The sequence below is a fragment of the Curtobacterium sp. VKM Ac-2852 genome (assembly GCF_013205045.1).
In the GTDB taxonomy this organism is placed as follows: domain Bacteria; phylum Actinomycetota; class Actinomycetes; order Actinomycetales; family Microbacteriaceae; genus Curtobacterium; species Curtobacterium flaccumfaciens.
Map to the genome: position 1 here is coordinate 154,624 of NZ_JABMLI010000004.1, position 24,080 is coordinate 178,703.

General features: G+C 72.2%; 21 protein-coding genes and 1 tRNA gene. 3 read left to right on the plus strand and 19 right to left on the minus strand.

The window, feature by feature from the left end:
- Positions 1–4: 4 nt before the first annotated feature.
- The 15 genes from HQQ79_RS15785 to rplU all read right to left on the minus strand — a co-directional run bounded on the left by HQQ79_RS15785 (position 5) and on the right by rplU (position 16,376).
- On the minus strand, positions 5–3,415 hold the full coding sequence (locus HQQ79_RS15785) for an error-prone DNA polymerase (RefSeq protein WP_173035557.1): 3,411 nt from the start codon (positions 3,413–3,415) through the stop codon (positions 5–7).
- Positions 3,416–3,452: 37 nt separating this feature from the next.
- The gene (locus tag HQQ79_RS15790; protein ID WP_173035559.1) at positions 3,453–5,081 is read right to left on the minus strand and encodes a DNA polymerase Y family protein; all 1,629 of its coding nucleotides are present in this window, start codon (positions 5,079–5,081) and stop codon (positions 3,453–3,455) included.
- Positions 5,078–5,947, minus strand: coding sequence for a hypothetical protein (locus HQQ79_RS15795; protein WP_051596529.1), 870 nt, complete (start codon positions 5,945–5,947; stop codon positions 5,078–5,080). The genes HQQ79_RS15790 and HQQ79_RS15795 overlap by 4 nt, the downstream gene beginning before the upstream one ends.
- A 46-nt stretch (positions 5,948–5,993) precedes the next feature.
- Positions 5,994–7,511, minus strand: coding sequence for an anthranilate synthase component I family protein (locus HQQ79_RS15800; RefSeq protein ID WP_173035561.1), 1,518 nt, complete (start codon positions 7,509–7,511; stop codon positions 5,994–5,996).
- Complete coding sequence (locus HQQ79_RS15805; RefSeq protein WP_173035563.1) at positions 7,490–8,413, minus strand: aldose 1-epimerase family protein; 924 nt, start codon at positions 8,411–8,413, stop codon at positions 7,490–7,492. The genes HQQ79_RS15800 and HQQ79_RS15805 overlap by 22 nt, the downstream gene beginning before the upstream one ends.
- 79 nt (positions 8,414–8,492) lie before the next feature.
- Positions 8,493–8,565: transfer RNA gene (locus tag HQQ79_RS15810), tRNA-Ala, on the minus strand.
- Positions 8,566–8,673: 108 nt separating this feature from the next.
- Positions 8,674–9,048 carry a ribosome silencing factor gene (gene rsfS / locus HQQ79_RS15815; protein WP_027464721.1) on the minus strand — a complete coding sequence of 125 codons (375 nt, stop codon included), beginning with the start codon at positions 9,046–9,048 and terminating at the stop codon, positions 8,674–8,676.
- A gap of 132 nt (positions 9,049–9,180) precedes the next feature.
- Positions 9,181–10,641, minus strand: a complete 1,461-nt coding sequence (locus HQQ79_RS15820; protein WP_173035565.1) for a hypothetical protein — start codon at positions 10,639–10,641, stop codon at positions 9,181–9,183.
- A complete protein-coding gene (nadD, locus tag HQQ79_RS15825; RefSeq protein WP_027464719.1) occupies positions 10,638–11,237 on the minus strand; it encodes a nicotinate-nucleotide adenylyltransferase in 600 nt (199 codons plus the stop codon). The genes HQQ79_RS15820 and nadD overlap by 4 nt, the downstream gene beginning before the upstream one ends.
- A gap of 11 nt (positions 11,238–11,248) precedes the next feature.
- On the minus strand, positions 11,249–11,449 hold the full coding sequence (locus HQQ79_RS15830; RefSeq protein ID WP_035807661.1) for a hypothetical protein: 201 nt from the start codon (positions 11,447–11,449) through the stop codon (positions 11,249–11,251).
- Positions 11,450–11,489: 40 nt separating this feature from the next.
- Positions 11,490–12,755 carry a glutamate-5-semialdehyde dehydrogenase gene (locus tag HQQ79_RS15835; RefSeq protein ID WP_173035567.1) on the minus strand — a complete coding sequence of 422 codons (1,266 nt, stop codon included), beginning with the start codon at positions 12,753–12,755 and terminating at the stop codon, positions 11,490–11,492.
- A gap of 555 nt (positions 12,756–13,310) precedes the next feature.
- Positions 13,311–14,129, minus strand: coding sequence for a glutamate 5-kinase (gene proB, locus HQQ79_RS15840; RefSeq protein ID WP_216852636.1), 819 nt, complete (start codon positions 14,127–14,129; stop codon positions 13,311–13,313).
- A 7-nt stretch (positions 14,130–14,136) separates the two neighbouring features.
- Complete coding sequence (gene obgE / locus HQQ79_RS15845) at positions 14,137–15,699, minus strand: GTPase ObgE (protein WP_173035570.1); 1,563 nt, start codon at positions 15,697–15,699, stop codon at positions 14,137–14,139.
- Between the two features lie 104 nt (positions 15,700–15,803).
- The gene (gene rpmA, locus HQQ79_RS15850; protein ID WP_017885976.1) at positions 15,804–16,055 is read right to left on the minus strand and encodes a 50S ribosomal protein L27; all 252 of its coding nucleotides are present in this window, start codon (positions 16,053–16,055) and stop codon (positions 15,804–15,806) included.
- Positions 16,056–16,067: 12 nt separating this feature from the next.
- A complete protein-coding gene (gene rplU, locus HQQ79_RS15855; RefSeq protein WP_027464715.1) occupies positions 16,068–16,376 on the minus strand; it encodes a 50S ribosomal protein L21 in 309 nt (102 codons plus the stop codon).
- A gap of 179 nt (positions 16,377–16,555) precedes the next feature.
- Here rplU and HQQ79_RS15860 point away from each other — a divergent pair, with 179 nt between their 5' ends.
- Positions 16,556–16,828: a DUF4031 domain-containing protein gene (locus HQQ79_RS15860; RefSeq protein WP_110859229.1), complete on the plus strand. Its 273-nt coding sequence runs from the start codon at positions 16,556–16,558 to the stop codon at positions 16,826–16,828.
- A 197-nt stretch (positions 16,829–17,025) separates the two neighbouring features.
- On the opposite strand, the gene HQQ79_RS15865 is transcribed toward HQQ79_RS15860, so the two are convergent.
- Together HQQ79_RS15865 and HQQ79_RS15870 are read right to left on the minus strand one after the other, a co-directional pair.
- The gene (locus HQQ79_RS15865) at positions 17,026–17,847 is read right to left on the minus strand and encodes a hypothetical protein (protein ID WP_173035572.1); all 822 of its coding nucleotides are present in this window, start codon (positions 17,845–17,847) and stop codon (positions 17,026–17,028) included.
- 1 nt (position 17,848) lies between these two features.
- Positions 17,849–20,863: an Rne/Rng family ribonuclease gene (locus HQQ79_RS15870; RefSeq protein ID WP_173035574.1), complete on the minus strand. Its 3,015-nt coding sequence runs from the start codon at positions 20,861–20,863 to the stop codon at positions 17,849–17,851.
- A gap of 347 nt (positions 20,864–21,210) precedes the next feature.
- On the opposite strand from HQQ79_RS15870, the gene HQQ79_RS15875 reads away from it, so the two are divergent.
- Together HQQ79_RS15875 and HQQ79_RS15880 are read left to right on the plus strand one after the other, a co-directional pair.
- Positions 21,211–21,813: a vitamin K epoxide reductase family protein gene (locus HQQ79_RS15875; protein WP_071245032.1), complete on the plus strand. Its 603-nt coding sequence runs from the start codon at positions 21,211–21,213 to the stop codon at positions 21,811–21,813.
- Between the two features lie 31 nt (positions 21,814–21,844).
- Positions 21,845–22,708, plus strand: coding sequence for a thioredoxin domain-containing protein (locus HQQ79_RS15880; protein ID WP_173035576.1), 864 nt, complete (start codon positions 21,845–21,847; stop codon positions 22,706–22,708).
- Between the two features lie 69 nt (positions 22,709–22,777).
- Here the strand turns inward: HQQ79_RS15880 and HQQ79_RS15885 are convergent, their stop codons facing one another.
- Complete coding sequence (locus HQQ79_RS15885) at positions 22,778–23,626, minus strand: thioredoxin domain-containing protein (RefSeq protein WP_173035578.1); 849 nt, start codon at positions 23,624–23,626, stop codon at positions 22,778–22,780.
- Between the two features lie 14 nt (positions 23,627–23,640).
- Positions 23,641–24,060, minus strand: a complete 420-nt coding sequence (gene ndk, locus HQQ79_RS15890; protein WP_017885984.1) for a nucleoside-diphosphate kinase — start codon at positions 24,058–24,060, stop codon at positions 23,641–23,643.
- Between the last annotated feature and the right edge of the window lie 20 nt (positions 24,061–24,080).

Consider the following 24,080-nt stretch of genomic DNA (forward strand, 5'->3'; position numbering starts at 1 on the left):
CCGCTCACTGGAAGTCCCGCGAGCGAGTGCGGACGGACAGCGACAGGTGCTCGATGCGGTCCGCCACCAGGTTGACGACCCCGTCGGGTGAGCGCTCGAGGATGCCCCGGACGATCACCGCCGGGGACTCCCGCGCCACCCGGCGGAAGCGCCCCCAGACCCCGACACTGCAGATGACGTTGACCAGCCCGGTCTCGTCCTCGACGTTCAGGAAGGTGATGCCGGAGGCCGTCGCCGGACGCTGCCGGTGCGTCACGATCCCGCCGACCTCGACCCGTCGTCCGGTCTCGGCGGTCGCGGTGTCCTGCACGCTGAGCACACGGCGGGCGGCGAGGCGGTTGCGCACGTGCCGGACGGGGTGGTCGTCGGTCGTCATGCCCGTCGACCACATGTCGGCGATGAGCACGTCCCCGCTCGTCATCTGCCCGAACAGCGGCGGCTGCACGAACACCTGCGTGTCCGGCAACTGGTCCGGGCGCTCGGCGGCCGCCTGGGCAGCCGACCACATCGCACCGCGGCGGTCGATGTCGAAGGGGGCGAAGGCGTCGGCAGCGGCGAGTGCCTCGAGCTGCGGCGTGGTGAGCCCGACCCGTCGGGCCAGGTCCGACATGTCGCGGAATGGGCCGTTCGCGTCCCGCTCCGCGACGATCTTCTCGGCGCTCTTCCGGCTGAGCGACGCGACCTCGGCGAGCCCGAGCCGCACGGCGAAGGCACCGTCGCGTCGGTGGCTCGCGGTGTCGTCGGGGAGTGCCTTGTCGAAGGGCAGCACCGGGGGCTGCTCGGTGGCCAGGCACGCGTCGTCACCGGCAGGGGCTTCCCCGTCCGGCAGCGGTTCGAGCGTGGCGTCGACCCCGGACCGCAGGATGTCCGGTCGCAGCACTCGGACGCCGTGCCGTCGGGCGTCGGCGACCAGGGTCTGCGGTGAGTAGAACCCCATCGGCTGCGCCCGGAGCAGGGCCGCCAGGAACGCCCCCGGGTAGTGCAGTCGCATCCACGCGCTCGCGTAGACGATGAGGGCGAAGCTGATCGAGTGGCTCTCCGCGAAGCCGAAGTTCGCGAAGGCCTGGATCTTCGCGTAGATGGCGTCGGCGTCCGCACCGTGGATGCCGTTGTCCGCCATCCCCGTGTAGAGCTTGTCGCGCAGCCGGTCGATCTTCTCGTGCCCGCGCTTCGACCCCATCGCCCGTCGCAGCAGGTCGGCGTCGTCACCGGAGCAGTTGCCGACCGCGATCGCCATCTGCATGAGCTGCTCCTGGAACAGCGGGACCCCGAGGGTGCGTTCGAGCACGGGTTCGAGCGCCGGGTGCATGTACGTGATCGGTTCCTCGCCCGTGCGCCGGCGGATGTAGGGGTGCACCGCGCCGCCCTGGATCGGCCCGGGTCGGACGAGTGCGACCTCGATCACCAGGTCGTAGAACCGCCGCGGGAGCAGTCGGGGCAGGGTGCCCATCTGCGCGCGGGACTCCACCTGGAACACCCCGATCGTGTCCGCGCGGCACAGCTGGTCGTAGACCCCCTGTTCTTCCTTCGGGATGGAGTGCATCTCCCAGCGCTCCCCGCAGTGCTCTGCCGCCAGGTCGAACGAGTACTGCAAGGCCGCGAGCATGCCGAGCCCGAGCATGTCGAACTTCACGAGCCCCATGTAGGCGCAGTCGTCCTTGTCCCACTGCAGCACGGTGCGGCCGTCCATCCGGGCGTGCTCGATCGGCACGACCTCGCCCACCGGGCGGTCGGTCAGCACCATGCCGCCGGAGTGGATGCCGAGGTGCCGCGGGAACCCGAGGACGTCGCTCGCGAGCCCGACGACCGCCGGCGGGATGTCGTGGTCCTGGCTCTCGGTCACCGAACCCCACCGCTCGACCTGCTTCGACCAGGCGTCCTGCTGCCCGGGGCTGTGGCCGAGCGCCTTCGCCATGTCACGCACCGCACCCTTGGGCCGGTAGGTGATGACGTTCGCGACCTGGGCGGCGTTGTGCCGGCCGTACTTGGCGTACACGTACTGGATCACCTCTTCGCGGCGGTCCGAGTCGAAGTCGACGTCGATGTCGGGTTCCTCGTCGCGCATCGCCGACAGGAACCGCTCGAACGGCAACCCGTACCGGATCGAGTCCACCGCGGTGATCTCGAGCAGGTAGCAGACCGCCGAGTTCGCCGCCGACCCACGCCCCTGGCAGAGGATGCCCCGACCGCGGGCGTACTGCACCATGTCGCGCACGATCAGGAAGTACCCCGGGAAGTTCTTCTCCTCGATCACGGACAGCTCACGCTCGATGCGCTCCCGCTTGCGGGGGTCGACGCCGTCGGCGCTGCCGGGGTAGAACCGCCGGGCCCCCGTCCACGTGAGCTCGCGGAGCCACGACATCGCAGTGTGTCCGTCCGGGACGTCGAGGTCGGGCAACCCGGGCTGCACGGTCTTCAGCCGGAACCCGAGCTCGTCGGCGAGTTCCACGGTCCGCTCGATCGCACCGGGGTAGCGCCCGAACCGTCTGGCCATCTCGGCGCCGGAGCGCAGGTGGGCGGTGTCGGCGGCCGGCAGCCAGCCGTCGATCTCGTCGAGGCTGCGGCGGGCACGCACCGCCGCGAGCGCGGTCGCCACCGGGAACCGTTCGGGAGTGGCGTAGTGCACGTTGCCGGTGGCGACCAGGGGCAGCGCGTGCTTCGCGGCGAGGGCGGCCAGGGCGTCGTTGCGGGCGCTGTCGAGCGGGTCGCCGTGGTCGAGCAGCTCCACGACGACGTTGCGACTGCCGAACCGGTCGAGCAGCACCCGGAGCGCGGTCTCTGCGGCGGACTCGCCACCCTGCTCGAGGGCCTGCCGCACGGAGCCCTTCCGGCACCCGGTGAGGACCCGCCAGTGCCCGTCCGCCCGCGCGGCGAGGTCGTCGAGGTCGTACTGCGGGCTGCCCTTCTCGGACCCGGCTGCCAGGTGTGCGCTCGTCACCGCGCCGGCGAGCCGGTGGTAGCCGTCCTGGCCGTCGGCGAGCAGGAGCAGGTGCGAGCCCTCGGGGTCGGGCACACCGTTCTGCGGTTCGGTCAGCCCCAGGGACAGCTCGGTGCCGAACACGGTGCCGACCTGCGGGTACGACTCGGCGACCTCGGCCATCCGGGCGGCCCCGTAGAAGCCGTCGTGGTCGGTGAGCGCGAGGGCGTGCAGTCGGAGCCGAGCAGCTTCTTCGAACAGGTGCTCGGGCTGGCTGGCGCCGTCGAGGAAGCTGAAGGCCGAGTGCGCGTGCAGTTCGGCGTACGGCACCACGGGCCCGCCGTCGGTGTCGAGCGGTGACGGGACGTACGGCTCGCGCTTCCGCGACCACGCGGGGCTATCGCCGCCGTCGCCGTCGTGCGCCGTGCCCGGGCTCCGCTTGTCGGACAGCGCGCGCTCGAACTGCGACCACGGGATGGGTGGGTTGCTGTAGCCCATCAGGTCACGCTCCTGTCGGTGGTGGTGGTGGTCGGGGTCACGTCGCGATCGCCTCGGCCCACCAGCGGTGGTCCGCCAGCACCAGGTACCAGGCACGCCCCTCGGCGTCGACGAGCTGCAGCCGGTGCAGGCGTCGGCCGCCGGACTCCCACCACCGGACGACGAGCGGCCACGGACCCGCCCAGGCCGTCACGGCCGAGAAGCCGCCGCCCCGGTCGCCCTCGGCACGGAACCGTTCGGGTGCGCCGGACAGCACGCCACGCTCGTCGACGTCGACGCTCGCACCACCGACGGCGACGACGTCGACCGGTCGGGGGCGCTCGAGCACGGTGGCAGGGGGCGGGCCGGGCAGCTTGCCGGGCCATGGACGGTCGCGCACGGTCGCCAGGGCTCGCTCACCGCCGGCGGGCGCGTCGCCCCACGGCACGAGCACCACGCGCTCGGACAGGGTGCGGCCTCCACCGATGCGCGGGCTCACCACACCGTCGTGGCCGACCATGCCCTGGATCCGGGCGAGGCCGTGGTGCACGCGCTCGTCCGGGCCGGAGCCCCACAGCCCGCGCTCGTGGTTCGCCATGTCGTCGACGGCGACCGGCTCGAGCACGACCGAGGTGACCGGCGCCTCGAGCCCGCTGGGGTCCACCCCGCCGGCGAGCTGCCACCGCACCCGGTCGACCACGTCGGCAGCGTCGAACCAGCGCGGGTGCGCCCAGGTCCGTTCGAGCAGGATGTCGCGCTCGTCGACGATCCCCACACGGATGGTCGTCGCCACGAGTCCCGCGGCCCGGAGTCGGTCGGCGAAGTCGTCGGCGGAACGCCGGAACGCGAACGCGATCTGGTCGGCACGGTCCAGCGGGGGTTCGAACGACGCCTCGACCCGGAGTTCCGGCGGGATCTCCCGCGCCGCGATCTCGCGGGGGTCGCGGCCCCCGGCCAACCGGTGCAGGAACGCCCCGGCCACGCCGAAGCGGTCCCGCACCTGTTCGTCGCCGAGTGCCGCGAAGTCGCCGAGCGTGGTGATGCCGAGCCGGTCGAGCACCGTCGTGAGGTCGGGGTCGCCGAGCACACCGAGCGGCAGGTGCGCGAGGAAGTCCGCCGATCCCCCGACGGGCACGAGCCGCACCCGTTCACCGGGACGCACCGGACGGGCCCGGGCGGCCTGGTCCGCCGCGAACGGGGTGTCGGCCACCCCGGCCCGCACCGCGGGGGCGCCGTGGTCGGCCGCGATGCCGGCAAGGGTCGCCGCCGCCGCGCGCTCACCGCCGTAGTACCGGGCCGGGCCGCGGGCGCGGAGCGCGAGGGTGCCCGGCCGCAGCACCTCGACCCCGGGGACCGCCGCCTCGACCGCACGGATGACGGGCTCGAAGGCGCGGTGGTCGAGGGCGTCGTCGTAGGGCTGCACGAGGAGCTCGGGGCACCGTGCCTGGGCCTCACGCACGCGGAGCCCCCGCACGACACCCTGCTCACGCGCAGACGCGGAGCTCGCGAACACGAGCCCCTTGGCGGTCAGGGCGAGGGGCTGCTCCGGCGGGGTGCCACCGGCCCGAGCCGCCGCGATGACCGGCCAGTCCGGGCACCAGAGCACGATCGTCCGGGTCGGGGGTGGTTCGGGCAGTGCCGCCCCACGCGTGATCGCGTCGGTCCGGACGCGCCCGGAGGCGATCACGACGCCACCGCCACGGGCCGCAGCACGCGGGTGTCCCCGGAGCCCACCGTCGGCACCGGTGTGGCGGCCCGGACCGCACCGTCGGCCGCGGGCAGGAGCAGCTCGGCGGTCGCCGGACGCACCGCGCCGGCACGCCCGGTCGCGGTCACGGTGGCCCGGCGCTCCGTCAGGTGGCCGTGGCCCTGACCGATGCCGCTCCACGTCGAGGACGTGACCCGCAGCGTGACGTCCGCCCCGGGCCAGGAGCCGAGCGCGACGAGTGCGCCACCGCGCTGTCGCAGCCGAGCCGACAGCCGTGCCACGTCGCCCGGCACGACCCGGCCGAGCGGTCGGGTGAGGACGATCTGGGCGACGTCGGCCATCGCCGCCGTCACGGCGAGCCACTGGTCACCGGGATCGGGGACGAGCACGAGCCGTTCGAGGTCGATCCCCGCGGCGGCGGCGGCTTCGATCCCGAAGGACGGCACCCCGACGACCGCACACCACGCCCCGGCAGCCGAGGCCGCCTGCAGCATCGTGATCGCGAGCAGCACCGACTCGGGGACGGCGTAGGTGCCACCGACCCGGATCGCGCCGCCGGGCAGCAGGGGTTCGAGCGCCGGGGCCGTGGGGAGCCCGGCGGTGTCGACCCGCGTGGACTCCATGTCGGCCACCCGGGACCGCAGGGAGGTGATGCGGTCGAGCGCAGCCCGGGCATCGCTCAGGTGGTCCGGCCCACGGCGCGCACCGCCACCGCCCGCACCGCTGCCGCCGCGTGCAGCACCGCTCCGCCCGCCCCGGTCCGGGGTGGGCGACCGGAGTGCCGCCGCCGTCTGCATGCCCTCATATTCGAACATGTGTTCGATGATGTCAATCGCGTCCGACATCCGTGGACAGTCCTTATCGAACACGTGTTCGGATCAGGGCGTCAGCTCACCAGCTGGCGACCGACCCGACTCCGCCGAGCACCGACCGTGTCTTGGTCTCGACCTCGTCCGCCTCGTCCGCGGGCACCGACGACCAGGTCACCGCTCCCCCGGCTCCGAGGGTCCGGGAACGCACTGCACCCGACTCGTCGAGCACGGTCACGAGGCTACGGATCGCCACCGACAGGTCGGCCGCCCCGCTCGCCGAGAAGTACCCGATCGCGCCCGAGTACACCCCGCGCGGCGCCCCCTCGAGCCGGTCCGCGATCGCCGTGGCACTGCTCTTCGGCGCCCCGGTCATCGACCCCGGCGGGAACGCCGCGTGCACCACGTCGGCCCGCGACGTCCCCGGCGGCAGCACCGCCCCGATCGTCGAGACCAGCTGGTGCACGCTGGCGTACGTCTCGACGGCGCACAGTCGCTCGACGTGCACCGACCCCGGCACCGCGGTCCGCAGCAGGTCGTTCCGCAGCAGGTCGACGATCATCACGTTCTCGGCGCGGTCCTTCGGGCTCGCCGCCAGGTCGTCCCGCACGGCCGCGTCCGCCACCGCGTCGGCGAGCCGCCGCCGCGTGCCCTTGATCGGCTCCGCGAGCACCGCTCCGGCCGCGTCGATCCGCAGGAACCGCTCCGGTGACCGGCTCGCCACGCGCAGCGGGCCGAGCCGCAGGAACGCACCGAACGGGACGGGGTCGGACGCCCGCATCCGCAGGTACTCGCCCAGGTGCGGGTCCGTACCGGGGCCGCCACGGGCCTCCTGACCGACCGCGAAGGCGGTGGTGAGGCAGACCTGGAACGCGTTCCCCTCGCGGATCTCCGCGCGGCACACGTCGACCGCCCGCTCGTAGGCGGCACGCGTCACGCGTCCGGTCGCCGTGGACACCCCGGCCGGGAGGCCCGTGGCCGCGTCCACGACGCCGACCGACGTCGCGGGGGCGGGCACCTCCTCGAGCCACGAGCGGTTCCGCGCGCTGGCCGCCGGTTCCGCGTCGGCGACGAGCGCGAGCGCCCAGGCGCCACCGGTGTGGTCGACGACGACGGCTCGGTCGACGAACCGCAGGTCGGCGTCGGCGTGCCCGTCGGCGGTGCGGTCGGGGCCGCCGGACTCGCGGCCGAGCTCGTAGCCGAGGAACCCGACCCAGCCCAGCGCGAACCCGCACCCGACGACCGGCTCGGGCAGGCGGGGCGTGCATCGGAGCAGGTCCGCCAGCACCGCGAAGGCCGGACGCTCCTCGGATCGGGCGGGCCCGAACCACTCCTGGGCGGGCGCGGTGACGCTCAGGTGCGCACGACGGTCCTGGTGCCGGAACCGGGCGGCGAACGGCCCGTCCGTCCACGCCAGCACGGACCACCGCGCCCGGGGTCGAGCCGTGGCGGGAGCACCGTCGGGCAGGCCGGAGTCGAGCCACACCAGGTCCCCGGCGACCTGCGTCGCCAGGGCCGCGAGGTCGGGGACCGGGTCGAGTCGGCGGACCTCGACGCGGACGCCGGGGTCGGGGGTGCTCAGATCGCGGCGATCGTCCATGCGGCGGCGTGCGAGGCACCGGGCGCGAGCACCACGAGGCCGCGGTCCTCGCCGTCGTTGAAGGCGTCCGGGGCGCACGTCATCGGCTCGACGGCGAGACCTGCGCGGTGGTACTCGGGGACCACGTGGTCGGCGGTGTGCACCTGGGCCCAGCCGCACTCCGGCCCGAAGGTCGCACGGACCCCGTGACCGTCCGCCGCCGTGACCGCGATGGTGGCGATGCCGGCGGCGTCGCGGTCGAAGCCGGTGAAGGCGTGGTCGATGAACCGGTCGCCGATCAGCGTGGGCGTGCGCAGGTCGAACTCGTCGTGCACGGGGACCAGGTCGGTCGGGACGAGCCGGTCCGGCGTCACCTCGAGCACCTGGGCGGCGGGGAGCGTCAGGGTCCAGTCGTCGACGGTGCCGGCACCCGCGACGAGGTAGGGGTGCGGGCCGGTCCCCCACGGCGCGTCCTCGGCGCCGGTGTTCGTCCCGGTGATCGTGGTGTGCAGCCCCTCGGCGTCGAGCCGGTACTCCACGGTGACCTCGACGCGGTACGGGTAGCCCTGCTGCGCCTGCACGGTCGTGGCGAGCACCACGCGGTCGTCCGCCTGCTCCTGCACGCGGAAGTCCGTCCACGCGACGAGTCCGTGCAGGGCGTGGTGCCGTGCGGGCTCGGTGAGGGCGAGCTCGTGGTCGACGCCGCCGAAGGAGTACTCGCCGTCGACGATCCGGTTCGGCCACGGGGCCAGGACGGCACCGCGGAAGACCGGGCGGACCTCGTCGGCGTCGAACGGGACGACCAGGTCTCGGCCCTCGTGCCGCAGGGTCCGCAGTGTCGCTCCGACGGTGGCGATGTCGGCCGTGTACCCGGCGGAGGCGATCGTCAGCGGGGACCCGGACAGCGGCGCGTCGTTGCTCATGCGCTCAGCGTATCGGGCCGCCGAGGCCTGACGGGCGCACGAAAAACCCCGCCGTTCCGAGGAACGGCGGGGTTGAGGGTGGATCTGAGGGGACTCGAACCCCTGACCCCCTGCATGCCATGCAGGTGCGCTACCAGCTGCGCCACAGACCCAGATCGTGTTGCTTTCGTACCAACCGGTTCCCCGGAGGCACCATAGAAGCGTACACCATGCGAACGCCGGGCGACGAAATCGAAGCCGTCACCCGGGCGCGTCGCAGATCAGGCGGTGTGGTCCACCGGGAGCTCGAGCGGGATCGTCGGGCAGTCGGCCCAGAGACGCTCGAGCGAGTAGTACTGGCGGTCTTCGTCGTGGAAGACGTGCACGATGATCTCGCCGAAGTCGATGAGGACCCAGCGGCCCTCGGTACGGCCTTCGCGGCGGAGCGTCTTGGCACCGAGCTCGAGGAGGCGTTCTTCGACGGCATCGGCGATGGACTGCACGTTGCGCTCGTTCCGACCGGTTGCGAGCAGGAACACGTCCGTGAGCTGCAACGGCCCGGTCACGTCGAGAGCGACGAGGTCCTCGGCCTGCTTGGCGTCGGCCGCGAGTGCTGCGGCCTGCACGAGTTCCAGTGCGCGAGTGGAGGCGGTCACGGATTCCTTCCGGTCGTCGAACCGACGGACAGCCGGTTCGCTTGATGGGTCACGATCATAAGCCACCCCGCCGACAGCGGCCAGGCCAGGGTCGGCGGGGTGGTGGAGAACGGACGTCGGGGACGGCAGCGGTCAGCCGCCGAACGCGTGGGTGGTGAGCAGTGCGGTGATGATGACACCGGCCGCAGCCAGTCCGACCGCGCCGACCGTGACACCGAGGATCAGCGGCGTGCGCGACTCCTTCGGCTTGGCGGCGGCGAGCACGACCTGGCGGGTCGAGGTGTGGCTGGACACCGCGCGGCTGGCCCGGACCGGGCTGGCGTCGGTGTCGGGCTGCTCGTCCTGCTGCTCGAGCAGGCGGTCGACCTCGGCGCCGTCGATCGGCCGGTGCGACCCCGTCGACGACAGCGATGCCGGCAGGTCGATCGACCCCGTCAGGATCACCTCGCCCGTCGCGTTCAGGGCGCCGGTGGGGTCGGCCAGGGCCGAGTTCGGCAGGATGATCGCGTTCGTGTTCGTCACCGCGACGCGACGGGTGCCGGTCTCGGCGTCGTGCACCTCGGAGTCGTTCGAGTCGTGCGCCTGCTGGGACCAGTGGCCGGCGGGCGGCGCGAAGGCGGTGGTGACCGGCTTCGGCTCGGTCGGACGCTGGAACGCGGCGGGGACCTTCGGAGCTTCGGTGGCGGGCTCGGGCAGCGGCACCTCGTTGGTGTCGTCGTCCTCGGCGTCGAGCGAGAGCGGGAACACCGCGGGGGTCGCTGCGGCGGTGTTCGTCGGGATCGGCACCGGCGCGACGGCGGGCTGCGACCCGGCAGCGGGAGCGGGTGCCTCCTCGGACGGCTCGTCCGCCGGGGCGACGTCGGTCGTCTCGTCCGCAGGGGCGTCGTTCACCGGCGCATCCGACTCGGGGACGTCGGTCGCCGGCGTGTCGGAATCGGTGACGTCGGCGGGCGGCGACCACGTCGACCGGTGGCGGCGGGGCTCCTCGGCGTGCGCGGCGGCTTCGTCGAGGGGCTCGAGCGCGTCCGGGGAACCGTCGGCCTCGGTGGCCTGGGCGACCGCGGCCTGGTCGAGGACCGTCGAGGCAGCGGGCTGCTCGTCGTGCGTGGCCTCGGCGTCCGGAGCACTCTGCGGCCCGGCGGTGGGGTCGATCGTGTCCACCGACCCGAGGACGTCCTCGACGGTGCGGTCGGACGACTGGGGCGTGGGGTCCTGCAGCGGGACCGGCTGCACCGTCTGGCGCTCGGCGGCGCGGAGCTGCCGGATCTGCCGACGGGTGAGCCCACCGCTGCCGGGGACGATCTCGGTCGCGGAAGCAGGCGGGAACGGCGGCACACCGGCCGCGGGCGCCGACGCCGGGACGGACGGGGCAGACGCCGGAGCGGTCTGCGCCGACGCCGGCGCGGACGACTGGGCGGGGCCACCGGGGGCCGGGGCGACGTGCGACCCGGGACGGCGGGACTCGGGGGTCTCGGCGGCGGGTGCGGCGACGGTCGGGGGCGGCGTCGCGGGCTGCGAACCGGCCGCGGCGGCACGCTCCCGCTCGCGCGCCTGGCGCCGCGACAGGGGCGGCTGCGCGTCGGACGAACTCATGCAACGCTCCGATACAGATGGTGCTTGGAGATGTACTGGACGACACCGTCGGGAACCAAGTACCAGACGGGGAACCCCCGTCGAACCCGGTCACGGCAATCCGTCGAGGATATGGCCAGTGCAGGGACTTCGAGCAAGCTTACGTCCCGCTCGGGCAATCCGGTGAGGCTCAAGGCGTGTCCCGGACGCGTCACGGCCACGAAGTGCGCGAGGTCCCAGAGACCATCATGGTCTTTCCAGTCGACGATCTGCTGAACGGCGTCTGCGCCCGAGATGAAGACGAGCTGGGCATCCGGTCGCTGTTCGTGCAGATCCCGCAGGGTGTCGACGGTGTACGTCGGCCCCGGGCGGTCGATGTCCACGCGGCTGACGGTGAACATCGGGTTCGACGCGGTGGCGATCACGGTCATCAGGTACCGGTGCTCGGCGTCGGTGACGTCGGACTTCATGTAGGGCTGTCCGGTGGGGACGAAGACGACCTCGTCGAGGTCGAAGGCCCGCGCCACCTCGGACGCCGCGACCAGGTGCCCGTGGTGGATGGGGTCGAACGTGCCACCCATCACGCCGATGCGTGGCCGTCCGGTGGTCTCGAGCATCGAGTGGTCGGTCAGATCTTGGTGTGGCCGAACTCGTCGACACCCGTCTCGTGGTGGCGGGTGGCCTCGAACTTCTGGGAGTGGCGGTAGGCCACGTCGCGGAAGCTCCAGGTCACGAAGCCGAGGAAGATGAAGAAGAGGGCGCCGACCATGGGGAACACGAACGCGGGCGCCCCGGAGGCGTGCTCAGCAGCTTCTGCGAGGAGGGTCATCGTTCGTGCTCCGTTCGGTCGGGGAAAGACGCCGTTCAGTCTAGCCGCGGATCTGCCCGGAGCCGCGCACGATCCACTTCGTGCTCGTCAGCTCCGGCAGGCCCATCGGACCGCGCGCGTGCAGCTTCTGCGTCGAGATGCCGACCTCGGCCCCGAAACCGAACTCGCCGCCGTCGGTGAACCGGGTCGACGCGTTCACCATCACGACCGCCGAGTCGACGGTCGCCAGGAACCGTTCGGCGGTGTCGACGTCGTTCGTGACGATCGACTCCGTGTGGTGCGTCGACCACCGTGCGATGTGCGCCATCGCCGCGTCGACGTCGGGCACGACGCGGATCGACAGGTCGAGGGCCATCGACTCGGTCGCCCAGTCGTCGTCGGTGGCACGGAGCACCCCGGGCACGATCGCCCGCGTGGCGTCGTCGCCGCGCAGCGTCACACCGGACGCCCGCAACCGGTCGGCCAGCACCGGCAGGAGTCGTTCGGCGGCGGCCTCGTGCACCAGGAGGGTCTCGAGGGCGTTGCACACGCTCGGCCGCTGCACCTTGCTGTTCAGGACGATGTCGACCGCACGCTGCTCCGGCGCGGAGGCGTCGAGGAACACGTGCACGACGCCCGCACCGGTCTCGATGACGGGCACCTGCGACTCGGTGACGACGGCCTGGATGAGTGCGGCGCTCCCCCGCGGGATCAGCACGTCGACCAGGCCACGTGCGCGCATGAGCTCGGTGGCACCGGCGCGGCCGAACTCGTCGATGGTCTGCACCAGGTCGCGGGGCAGCCCGACCGACTCGACCGCGTCCTGGATCCGGGCGACGAGCACGGCGTTCGTGTGCTGGGCCGCCGATCCGCCACGGAGCACGACGGCGTTGCCCGACTTGAGCGCGAGCGAGGCGATGTCGACGGTGACGTTCGGGCGTGCCTCGTAGATGGCCCCGACGACACCGAACGGCACGCGCACCTGGGTGAGCTGGAGTCCGTTCGGCAGCTTCGACCCGCGCACGTGCTCCCCCACGGGGTCGGTCAGCCCGACGACGTGCTCGACCGCGGCGGCGAGGGCCTCGATCCGGACCGGGTCGAGTCGCAGCCGGTCGAGCAGCCCGGACGAGAGTCCGCCGTCCTCGCCGGCGACGAGGTCGTCGTGGTTCGCAGCGACGATCTCGTCGGTCGCGGCACGCACCGCCGCGGCGATCGCGCCGAGGGCCGCGTCCTTGACGGCGGTCGTCGCGGTCGCGAGCGCCGACGAGGCGGCCCGAGCGGCCACGAGCTTGTCGGTCAGGGTCGGGGCGGGCGCGATCGACGACATGGATCGATTGTAGGTCCGCGGCGAGCCCGTGTGACGGACGCGCCCACAGACCCTGCTGACGGGTCAGGACACGTCGTACCAGGACCGCCGAGCGGTCGCAGATCGTCGCTCCGCGACGCCCGCGCCGACGGTTCCCGACCACACGACCGCGTCCCGACGGGGAGTCGTGACCGCCTGGAGGCCCGCCACCGATCCTCGGGACCCGCACCGGGCCTCCAGGCAGTCGCGTCCACCCCGTCGGTCGGTCACGACACGTCGTCCCGCACCACGCGAGCGGTCGCAGGCCGTCGCTCCGCGACGCCCGCACCGACGGTTCCCGACCACACGACCGCGCCCCGACGGGGAGTCGTGACCGCCTGGAGGCCCACCACCGGTCCCGGGGACCCACACCGGGCCTCCAGGCGGTCGCGTCCACCCCGTCGGTCGGTCACGACACGTCGTCCCGCACCACGCGAGCGGTCGCAAACCGTCGCTCCGCGACGCCCGCGCCGACGGTCCCTGACCAGTCGGCACCGGGCCGGCGGTGAGTGGTGACCGCTCCGGGCGCAACCCGCCTCAGGGACGCGGCGCGGCGTGGAACCAGGTGCCGAGGTGTTCGCCCGCCAACGCACGGTCGACCAGCGCCGTGTCGGTCACGAGCACCGCGGTGCCCGCCTCGGCCGCGAGCCGTGCGGCGGCGACCTTGGTCCCCGCTCCCCCGGTGCCGACGCCGGCGGTGCCGATCGAGCCGAAGGTGACCCCGGCCAGCTCGTCGCCGAACGGCACCTCGTCGATGCGGGTCGCGCCGGGCTGCTCCGGGGGTGCCGTGTAGAGCGCCTCGACGTCGGAGAGCAGCACGAGGGCGTCGGCCCCGAGCAGCCGGGCCACCAGGGCCGCGAGCCGGTCGTTGTCGCCGAAGCGGATCTCGTGCGTGGCGACGGTGTCGTTCTCGTTCACGATCGGGAGCACGCGCAGGGCGAGCAAGCGGTCGATGGCGCGCTGGGCGTTCACCCGGTGTGTGGGGTTCTGCAGGTCACCGGCGGTGAGCAGGATCTGCGCCGCGACGACGCCGTGCCGATCGAGTTCCTTCTGGTACCGGAACATCAGGACGTTCTGCCCGGTGGCGGCCGCAGCCTGCTGGGTGGCGAGGTCGTCCGGTCGGCCCTCGAGTCCGAGGAACGGGAACCCGGTCGCGATCGCACCGGACGACACGAGCACGACCTCGGTTCCCCGTCCGTAGGCGGCGGCCAGGGCGTCCACCAGGGGGCCGATCTGGCCGGCGGCGTCACCGCTGACCGAGGACGAGCCGACCTTGACCACGATCCGCCGCGCACGCGGGATGTCCTCGCGCCGGGTGACGGGTCCGAGGTCGGTGCGGGCGGTCGAGTCGGTCATGCCGCGGTCAGTCCTTCTGGTCGCTGGTCTCGACCTGCTCGCTGGTGCCGAGCTGGTCGCTGGTCACCACGTCGTCGTTCACCCAGAGCCCGGAGACGCGCTCCTGCTCGAGCTCGGCACGGGCGGCCGCCTTGGCGTCCATCCGCTCGAAGTACTCCTCGCGCCGCTCGTTGCGGGTCGGACGCGAGGTCGCACCGATGCGGGCGTCGGTGCCACGGGCGCTCGTGATGAGCTCCGCGGTCGACGTGAGCGTGGGCTCCCAGTCGAACACCATGCCGCCGTCGCCACCGATGACGACGGTCGAGCCGGCGACGGCTCCGGCCTTGAACAGGCCGTCCTCGACGCCGAGCTTCGCGAGCCGGTCGGCCAGGTAGCCGATCGCCTCTTCGTTGGTGAAGTCGGTCTGCTGCACCCAGCGCTCCGGCTTGGCGCCGCGGACGCGGTAGAAGCGGTGTTCCTCGCCGCCCTCGGCGCGCACGGTGAACGGCTTCTCGTTGACCGAGCGGGGGCGGAGCACGATGCGCTCCGGCACGGGCTCGGCCGCACGGGCGGCGCGGGCCTGCTCGACGATGTCGGCCAGGGCGAAGGTCAGCTCACGGAGCCCCTTGCGGGACGCCGTGGAGATCGGGAAGACGCGGTAGCCGCGGCCCTCGAGCTCGGCGGTGACGAACTCGGCGAGTTCCTGCGCCTCGGGTACGTCGATCTTGTTCAGGGCGATGAGCTGCGGGCGCTCGAGCAGCGGCACCTGGCCCTCGGGGACCGGGTAGCGCTCGAGCTCACCGAGGATGACGTCGAGGTCGCTGATCGGGTCGCGGCCCGGGTCGAGCGTGGCGCAGTCGATGACGTGGAGGAGCGCCTCGCACCGCTCGACGTGGCGCAGGAACTCGAGGCCCAGGCCCTTGCCCTCGGACGCGCCCTCGATCAGGCCGGGGACGTCGGCGACGGTGAACCGGGTGTCACCGGACTCGACGACACCGAGGTTCGGGGTGAGGGTCGTGAACGGGTAGTCCGCGATCTTCGGCTTGGCGGCGGAGACGGCGGCGATGAGCGAGGACTTTCCGGCGCTCGGGAACCCGACGAGGGCGACGTCGGCGATGGTCTTCAGCTCGAGGCTGATGTCCCCCGCCCAGCCCTCGGTGCCGAGGAGCGCAAAGCCGGGGGCCTTGCGCTTCGTGGTGGAGAGCGCCGCGTTGCCGAGGCCGCCCTGTCCACCGGGGGCCACGACGACGCGCATGCCGGGCTCGGTGAGGTCGGCGATGACCTCGCCGGACTCGTCGTACACCACGGTGCCGACGGGCATCGGGAGTTCGAGGACCTCGCCGCTGACACCGCTGCGGTGGTCGCCCATGCCGGGCTGCCCGTTCTTCGACGAGCGGTGCGGGGAACGGTGGTAGCCGAGCAGCGTCGTCACCTGCGGGTCTGCGACGAGCACGATGTCGCCGCCGTCACCGCCGTTGCCGCCGTCGGGCCCGGCGAGGGGCTTGAACTTCTCACGGCGGACCGACACGCAGCCGTTGCCGCCGTGCCCCGCGCTGAGGTGCAGGGTCACGCGGTCGACGAAGGTCGCCATGGGTCCACTCCTGGTGTTTCGTTGTGCCGACGGGATCGTCGGCGGGAAAAGCGAAGGAGGGGCGGGCACTCGGCCCGCCCCTCCAGCTGCAGTCGTTCGAACGACTACGCGTTGACGATGTTGATGACCTTGCGGCCACCCTTGGTGCCGAACTCGACCGAACCGGACGAGAGGGCGAACAGCGTGTCGTCGCCACCGCGGCCGACGTTGGCGCCCGGGTGGAAGTGGGTCCCGCGCTGGCGGACGATGATCTCGCCGGCGTTGACGACCTCGCCACCGAAGCGCTTCACGCCGAGGCGCTGTGCGTTCGAGTCACGACCGTTGCGAGTGGAACTCGCACCCTTCTTGTGTGCCATGAGTTGACTCCCTTACGCGATCTTGGTGATCTTGACGCGGGTCAGCTCAGCGCGGAAACCCTGGCGCTTCTTGTACCCGGTCTTGTTCTTGAACTTCTGGATGATGACCTTGGGACCACGGAGGTCGTCGAGCACCTCGGCGGTGACGGTCACGTTCGCGAGCTCGGAAGCCGCCGACGTGATCTTGTCACCGTCCACGAGGAGCACGGGGGCGAGGTCGATGTTGCCCTTGTCGTCCGCCTTGGCACGGTCGATGGTCAGGATGGTGCCGACCTCGACCTTCTCCTGACGGCCGCCGGCGCGCACTACTGCGTAAACCACGTGGAAATCCTTACGTAACTCTGCTTGAGGGAAGTCTCGGGTGCCCACTTCTGCACGAGCGGCTCCCGGTAGGCCGGGCCCGATCGGCGACGCAGGCAGAACGGCCCGCTGACACCAGGGACCGAGAATACTCGATCACCCTGGGTCCGGTCAAACGGCGACACCCGTACGATTGCACGGTGACCGTGTTGATCGACCCACCGACGTGGCCCGCCCACGACACACTGTGGTCGCACCTCGTCAGTGATGAATCCTACGCGGAACTCCACGCGTTCGCTGCGCGGGCCGGTGTGCCGCGCCGTGCGTTCGACCACGATCACTACGACGTCCCGCTCGCGCGGTACGACGAACTGGTGGCCGCGGGCGCCTCGGCGGTGACCGGTCGCGAGCTCGTGCTGCGGTTGATCCGCAGTGGGCTGCGCGTGGCGCAGCGGGACAAGCGCGGCCTCTGACAGCGCGTCAGGGCAGCCGGGAGGCCCGGTGCCGGTCCGCCCCGCGCGGCACCTCGCACGGCGCGTCGCCGGCTCGCAGGGCCGCGGGCACGGTGCGAGGTTCCGTACCTCGTGCGACGCGGAGGCGGGCGCACCGAGTACGGAACCTCGCACGGGTCGGCGGGGGCCTCGCTACGTGCGAGGGGCCGCGGGCGGACTCAGCGGGGCGCTGGACCGCCCCAGGGGTTCGCCGGGGGCTGCTGCTGGGGCTGCTGCGGGATCGTCGACGGCGGCACCGCGTCGGCGGGTCGGACCGTGCCCGGCATGCCCGGGGTCGTCGACGGGCCTCGTCCGCGGCGCGGTCGACCGAGCCAGAGCCAGGCCGCCGTGGCGGTCGCCAGGAGCATCACCGTGAACGGCAGACCGTTCTGCAGCGGCCGCGTGACCACGTCGATGACGAGCTGGGAGGCGCCGGCGGTGGTCGCTCCGAGCGACCCGGTGAAGACCCCGACGAGCATCAGGGCCACCGTGCCAGCGGCGCCGGCGAGGACCACGCGGAGCAGGAGCCTCGGCAGCGGACTGCGACGGTCGATCGGCGTCAGGAACGCCAGGGCCAGGAAAGCCCCGACGTAGTACGGGAACGGCGCCACGAAGACCCCGGTCGTGAAGCTGCCGAGCAGGCTCGTGCCGGCGCCGTAGTGCCGGAACGGACTGACCACGAGCGAGGTGCCGAGCAGCCCGAAGAGCCCGGACACGAACTCGACGAGCACCAGCGCCACCACGGCGATGAGCGCACCGGCCGTGTTCGTCACCGAGGCCCCGGGCGCGAAGGCCCGACGCGGGTCTGCCGGGGCACGGGGCGGCCTCGGCGGGGCGTACGGCGCACCGGCACCGGGCTGACGCCCGTACTGCGGCACACCGCCCTGCTGCGGCGGCACGGGGCCACCGGGCTGCTGGGCACCCGGGCCGGGCGGTGCGGGCTGGGACCAGCCCGCACCGTAGTACCCACGCTGCTGCTGCGGGTCGCCCGGGTTCGTCACGTCAGTTCCCCAGGATCACTGCGCCGTCGGAGCCGTCGGCGTCGTCGGTCGGCTCCTCCGTCGGCGTGGCCGGAGCACTGATGCTCGGCGACGAGACCCGGCGGGAACGCGAGCGCCCCTGTCCGGGCTGCTTCGGCTCCGGGAGCGCCTGGAGCACCGAGTCGAGCAGGGACTCGGCGTCCGGGGCGACCGCGCGGGGCTCACGCTTGGGCGCCGCGGCGATCGGGATGTCCAGGATCGCGACGGTGTTGTCGGTCGGGGTCACGGTGGCGCTCGAGCTCACGCGACGGCGGGCCGGGGCCTTCGCCTTCGGTGCGGCAGCGGGCTCCGTGACGGCCGGAGCGTCGGCCTTCGGCGCGCGCGGATCGGCCTCGACGACCACGGCGGGCTCGGCGGTGGCCGAGGACTCCGGTGCGTCCGACTGCTCGGCAGCCTCGGTGGCCCCAGCCGGCACGGCAGCCTGCTGGTCACCGTTCTGCTGGTCGCCGTTCTGCTGGTCTCCCCCGCGGCTTCCACGGCCACGACGACGACGCTTCGAACCGGTCGGCTGTTCACCACCCGTGCTGTCCGTGCTGGTCGACGCGTCGGCCGACGACGGTGCCGTGGCCTCCGTCGCGGTCGCGGCAGCCGCTGCTGCCTCTTGCTCGTCGTGCGACAGGGTCGAGGCGGCGATCCGCGACAGCGCGTTCTTCACGTCGTCGGTGATCTGGTGCGCCTGGCTGGACGCGCCGTTCGACGACCCCGACGAACCGGAGTTCCCGTTGCCGTTGCCGCCGTTCCCGCCGTTGCCGGACCGGCCGTTCTCGTTGCCGTTCCCGCCACGGCCCTTGCGGCGACCCTTGCTCGGGCCCGGGTCGGCGTTGTTGTCGTTGATCTTGGCGTTGACCTCGTCGAGGGACTCGCGCAGGCCGACACCGATCTTCTTGCGGGTCATCTGCACGAGGCCGAGCGAGGTGATCTCGGCGACCTGGTGCTTCGTGCGGTCACGGCTCAGGCACTCCACCAGGCGGCGGAGCACGAGGTCGCGGTTCTCCTCGAGCACCATGTCGATGAAGTCGACGACGATGATGCCGCCGATGTCCCGCAGGCGGAGCTGCCGGACGATCTCCTCGGCGGCCTCGAGGTTGTTCTTCGTGACCGTCTCCTCGAGGTTGCCGCCGGAGCCGACGAACTTGCCCGTGTTGACGTCGACGACCGTCATGGCCTCAGTGCGGTCGATGACGAGCGAACCACCGGAGGGCAGCCACACCTTGCGGTCGAGCGCCTTGTCGATCTGCTCGTTGAGGCGGAACTCCTCGAAGGAGTCGGGGCCCTCGTACCGGACGACGCGGTCCTTGAGGTCCGGGGCGACGGCCGACAGGTACTCGTCGATGGTGCCGCCGGCGGCCTCGCCGTCGATGATCAGCTTCGTGAAGTCCTCGTTGAAGACGTCGCGGACGATCTTGATGAGCAGGTCGGGCTCGGAGTGCAGCATCACCGGGGCGTGGCCACCGGCGACCTTCTTCTGGATGGCCTCCCACTGGCTGGTCAGGCGCTGCACGTCGCGGGTGAGCTGCTCCTCGGTCGCACCCTCGGCAGCGGTGCGCACGATGACGCCCGCGTGCTCCGGCAGGACCTCCTTCAGGATCTTCTTCAGTCGGGCACGCTCGGTGTCCGGCAGCTTGCGCGAGATCCCGTTCATCGAGCCGTTCGGCACGTAGACCAGGTAGCGACCCGGCAGCGAGATCTGGCTGGTGAGGCGGGCACCCTTGTGGCCGACCGGGTCCTTCGTGACCTGCACGAGGACCTTGTCGCCCGGCTTGAGCGCTGCTTCGATGCGGCGACCGTGGTTGCCGGTCTCGACGGAGTTCCAGTCGACCTCACCGGCGTAGAGCACGGCGTTCCGGCCACGACCGATGTCGACGAACGCCGCCTCCATCGAGGGCAGGACGTTCTGCACCTTGCCGAGGTAGACGTTGCCGATGAGCGACACGTTCTCGGACTTGGTGATGTAGTGCTCGGCGAGGATGCCGTCCTCGAGCACGCCGATCTCGATCGTCGACGAGCTGGAGCGGACGATCATCTGGCGGTCGACGCTCTCGCGGCGGGCGAGGAACTCGTCCTCGCTGACCACCTGACGGCGGCGTCCGGCATCGCGGCCGTCACGACGGCGCTGCTTCTTCGCCTCGAGCCGGGTCGAGCCCTTGATGCGCTGCGGCTCGGTGATGAGCTCCGGCTCGCGGCGGCGCGGTTCCTGGTGGTCGCGCGGCTCGCGGGCCTCGCGGTCGGCGCTCGAACCACGGCGACGCGAGCGACGGCGCGAGCCGCCCTGGTCGTCGCGGTCGTCACGGTCGCGATCGCGGTCGAACCGGTCCTCGCGGTCGTAGCGGTCGTCCTCGTCACGGTCGCGGTCGCGGTCGCGGTCGCGGTCGCGGTCGCGGTCACGGTCACGGTCACGGTCGCGCTCGAACCGGGGCGCGCGCTGCGGCAGCTCCGGCAGCACCGGCGCGTGGAAGATCAGGCTGAGCGTGCTCGTGGCCTTCGGCACGAACGGCTCGTCAGCGGGTGCTGCGTCGTCGCTCGCCTCGGCCGTCGGTGCGGCATCGGCCGGACGGGAGGCGCGGTCCGCGTCCGCCCCGTCGGTCGCGGGCGCCGACTGGTCGCCCGTCACGACCGGCAGGTCACCGGTCAGCGTGCTCACGTCGTGCGGCTCGGCACCGCTGTCGGCGACGGCCTCGACCGCGACGGAGACCGCCCCGGTGTCGGTCGGCTCGACGGGCGACGCCGGCGAGGCCGGGGAGTCGGGCGAGTCCGGCGAATCGGGAGAGTCCGGCGAACCGGCCGACGCGACGCTGGCCGCGGGACGGGCGTCAGCGCCGCCCGTCAGCGCGAGGGTCTCGTCGGCGTGGGGTGCCTGCTCGGCGCTCCCACGGGCCTCCTGGCCGGACGACCGGGCGCGGCGACCGCCGAACAGGCGGCTCCGGCGCTTCGGCGCGTTCTCGTCGTTGGTCGTGTTGTCGTTGTTCTGCTCCACCATGGACTGGTGCACTCCTCGGCCCCACTCGCACCCTTTCAGGTGGCGGGAATTCTGTGTCGTGGCGGGCGGCGTCGACGCCCCCGCGCTCGCTGTCTCGTGATCGGTCCGCGTCAACTTCTCGTTGCGTCCGCGCCCGTTCCGGTCCGGGCACCCGGCCCGGTCCGGCTCGGCGTCGGAGTGACGCTGCCCGACCACAGTGCGCTCTCACCGCACCTGATCGTCCGGGTTCGGCCCGGTGGGGCGTCACTCGGAAAGCTCTCTTCGGTGTGCGGTTGGCCGCACGACCTCCAGGCATTATCGCATGCCGCACCCGGAAAGCACCGGAACCCGCATGCGATGATGACCGCGTGACCGCGTCTGCCCCTGCCCCCCGTCGTCCGATCGCGATGGCGGTCTTCCTGCTCGTCACCGGGATCGTCGGCCTGTTCGGCTCGTTCCGGCTCGTCCTCGACGAGTTCACGAAGTACCAGAACCCCAAGGCCGTCCTGAGCTGTGACGTGAACCCGTTCATCAACTGCTCCGACGTGATGGCCAGCTGGCAGGGGCACCTGTTCGGGTTCCCGAACCCGCTGCTCGGCGTCATGGGGTTCGTCGCCCCGATCGCCGTCGCGGTGCTGCTGCTCGCCGGGTTCCGGAACGGTTCGCGCTGGTTCTGGATCGTCTTCAACGCCGGTGTCTTCCTGGCATGGGTCTTCGTGACCTGGCTGTTCACGCAGACCGTCTTCGTCATCGGTGCCCTGTGCCCGTGGTGCATGCTCGTCTGGTCGATGACCATCCCGATGTTCTGGGTGTTCACGATCTGGAACACGGCGCAGGGCCGCTTCGGCGCCGGGGCGCAGCGCGTCGGGCGGTCGCTCCTGCCCTTCAGCTGGGCGTTCGCGCTGGCGAACTACCTGGTCATCATCGTCACGATCATCATCAAGTTCCCCGCGGTGCTCACCAGCTTCTGAGCCATCCCCGCTGCCCCTACGCTCGGGATCGATGAGCGAGAACGAGAGCAGCAGGGCGCGCCGGGACGCCGCACGTGACCGCGCGCGAGCGGCACGGGCGGCGGAGCAGTCGCGCCGACGCCGCCGCCGCACACTCGGCATCAGCGGGATCGTCGTCGGGAGCCTCGCGGTGGTCGCGGTCGTCGCCCTGGTGATCGCGAACTCCGTGCAGCCCGCCGGGCCGGGTCCGCGGAACGCGGCGAGCGACGGCGTCCTGCTCACCGGGGTGCACGGCAGGATCGTGCCCGTCGAGACCCGGGCGGTGCCCGATGGTGGGACCCCGACGCCGACCGAGCAGGACGGCTCCAAGGCCGCGATCACGATCTACGCGGACTACATGTGCCCGTACTGCAACCAGTTCGAGACGGCCCAGATGCCCCGGATCCGAAAGTGGGTCGAGGACGGCACCGCGACCCTCGAGCTGCATCCGCTCGGGCTGCTCGACCGCGTGTCGCTCGGATCGCGGTACTCCACCCGGTCGGCTGCGGCTGCCGCTTGTGTGGCGGACCACGACCCGGACGCGTTCCTGGCGTTCAACAGCTCGCTCTACGAACACCAGCCCTCGGAGAGCACGCGGGGACTCACGAACGACGAGCTGGCGTCCCTCGCGCGCCAGGCCGGGGCGACGGATCCGGCCGTGGCGCCGTGCATCACCCGGCAGGACTTCGCCGGGTGGGTCGCCGACGCCACGAACCGGGCGATGAACGACCCGGTGCCGAACTCGTCGCTCGACGGGATCACGAGCACGCCGACGATCATCGTCGACGGCGAGCAGTACAACGCGGACGGCGCGGCGTCCCTCGCCGACGTCGACGCGTTCGCGGCCTTCGTCCGGAAGCACAGCAGGGAGTCCTAGCCTTCCCCGCTCACGACGAACGGCCCCCGCTCCCGGATGGGAGCGAGGGCCGTCGGTCGTTCGGGAGTGCTACTTCGCCGCGGCGTCGATCGCGGTGATGACGGTGCTCAGGTCGTCCAGGCGCTTGCCGTCGACGACGATCGTCGGCGTGCCGAAGCCCTGCGTGCCCGCGAGCGCCTCGTTCGTGGTGACGGCCTGCGTGGACTTCGTCACCCAGCCCTTGAACTGCTCGGACGACAGGCACTCGGACAGGTCCGAACCGGTCGCGCCGCCCGCCTTGACGAGCTTCGCGATCTCGGAGTTCGTCAGGCCCTTGGTGCCCTCGGCCGGCTGGTTCTCGAAGAACTGCGTCTGCACGTCGAGGAACTTGTCCGGCGCGTAGTTCGCCACGCACATGGCGGCGTTCGCGGCACGGCTGGCGTAGCGGGAGCCCGCGTAGCTGCGGTCGAGGATCGACACCGGCTGGATCGCCAGGGTCGCGTCGCCCGACTTCACCTTGTCGAGGATCTGGTCGGAGTAGGCCGCCTCGAACTGCTTGCAGACCGGGCAGGCCCAGTCGACGTACTCGGTGACCGTCACGGCGCCGTCGCTGTTCGCCGTCGGGACCGGCGAGGCCGAACCCGTCGCGGAGACGGCCGGCGTGGTCACCGGGGTGACCTTGCCGTCCTGGCCGGTGAACTGGATCGCGCCGGTGGCCATGTTCTTCGGCCCCGCTGCGGACACCACGGGGGCGTTGTTCACGTTCACCACGACGATCGCGATGATCGCTGCGATCGCCACGATGCCCAGGCCGATGCCGCCCTGCAGGAACCACTTGTTGCGGCGCTTGCGGCGCTTCTCGGCGTCGGCGCGCTGGCGTGCGACCTCGCGGGCGTGCTGACGCCGCTCGTTCTTGCTGGGTCGGTCGTTGTTCGTCACGTCGTCCCCGTCGCTCAGGCGAACCAGAGCGCGAGCTCGCGCGCGGCCGACTCGGGGCTGTCCGAACCGTGGACCAGGTTCTGCTGCACCTTGAGGCCCCAGTCGCGGCCGAGGTCACCACGGATGGTGCCGGGCGCGGCGGAGGTCGGGTCGGTGGTGCCGGCGAGCGAGCGGAAGCCCGCGATCGCACCGTTGCCGGCGACGCGCACGGCGACGACGGGACCGGACTGCATGAACTCGACGAGCGGCTCGAAGAACGGCTTGCCCTGGTGCTCCTCGTAGTGCGCGTCGAGCAGGTCGCGCGGTGCGGTGAGCATCTTCAGGTCGACGAGCTCGTAGCCCTTCGCCTCGATCCGGCGGAGGATCTCACCGGTCAGCTGGCGGGCGACGCCGTCGGGCTTGACGAGGACGAGGGTCTCTTCGAAGTCGGACACGCAGTACTCCCTGTGTTCGG

Coding starts and splice junctions, on each gene's coding strand:
- HQQ79_RS15835 (WP_173035567.1), bottom strand. CDS start 12,755: ATGTCGTCGATCGCGCCCGCCCCGACCCTGACCGACAAGCTCGTGGCC.
- HQQ79_RS15830 (WP_035807661.1), bottom strand. CDS start 11,449: ATGACCCTCCTCGCAGAAGCTGCTGAGCACGCCTCCGGGGCGCCCGCG.
- HQQ79_RS15800 (WP_173035561.1), bottom strand. CDS start 7,511: ATGGACGATCGCCGCGATCTGAGCACCCCCGACCCCGGCGTCCGCGTC.
- HQQ79_RS15805 (WP_173035563.1), bottom strand. CDS start 8,413: ATGAGCAACGACGCGCCGCTGTCCGGGTCCCCGCTGACGATCGCCTCC.
- nadD (WP_027464719.1), bottom strand. CDS start 11,237: ATGCTCGAGACCACCGGACGGCCACGCATCGGCGTGATGGGTGGCACG.
- proB (WP_216852636.1), bottom strand. CDS start 14,129: ATGACCGACTCGACCGCCCGCACCGACCTCGGACCCGTCACCCGGCGC.
- HQQ79_RS15785 (WP_173035557.1), bottom strand. CDS start 3,415: ATGGGCTACAGCAACCCACCCATCCCGTGGTCGCAGTTCGAGCGCGCG.
- HQQ79_RS15820 (WP_173035565.1), bottom strand. CDS start 10,641: ATGAGTTCGTCCGACGCGCAGCCGCCCCTGTCGCGGCGCCAGGCGCGC.
- HQQ79_RS15795 (WP_051596529.1), bottom strand. CDS start 5,947: ATGTCGGACGCGATTGACATCATCGAACACATGTTCGAATATGAGGGC.
- rpmA (WP_017885976.1), bottom strand. CDS start 16,055: ATGGCACACAAGAAGGGTGCGAGTTCCACTCGCAACGGTCGTGACTCG.
- obgE (WP_173035570.1), bottom strand. CDS start 15,699: ATGGCGACCTTCGTCGACCGCGTGACCCTGCACCTCAGCGCGGGGCAC.
- HQQ79_RS15870 (WP_173035574.1), bottom strand. CDS start 20,863: ATGGTGGAGCAGAACAACGACAACACGACCAACGACGAGAACGCGCCG.
- HQQ79_RS15880 (WP_173035576.1), top strand. CDS start 21,845: ATGAGCGAGAACGAGAGCAGCAGGGCGCGCCGGGACGCCGCACGTGAC.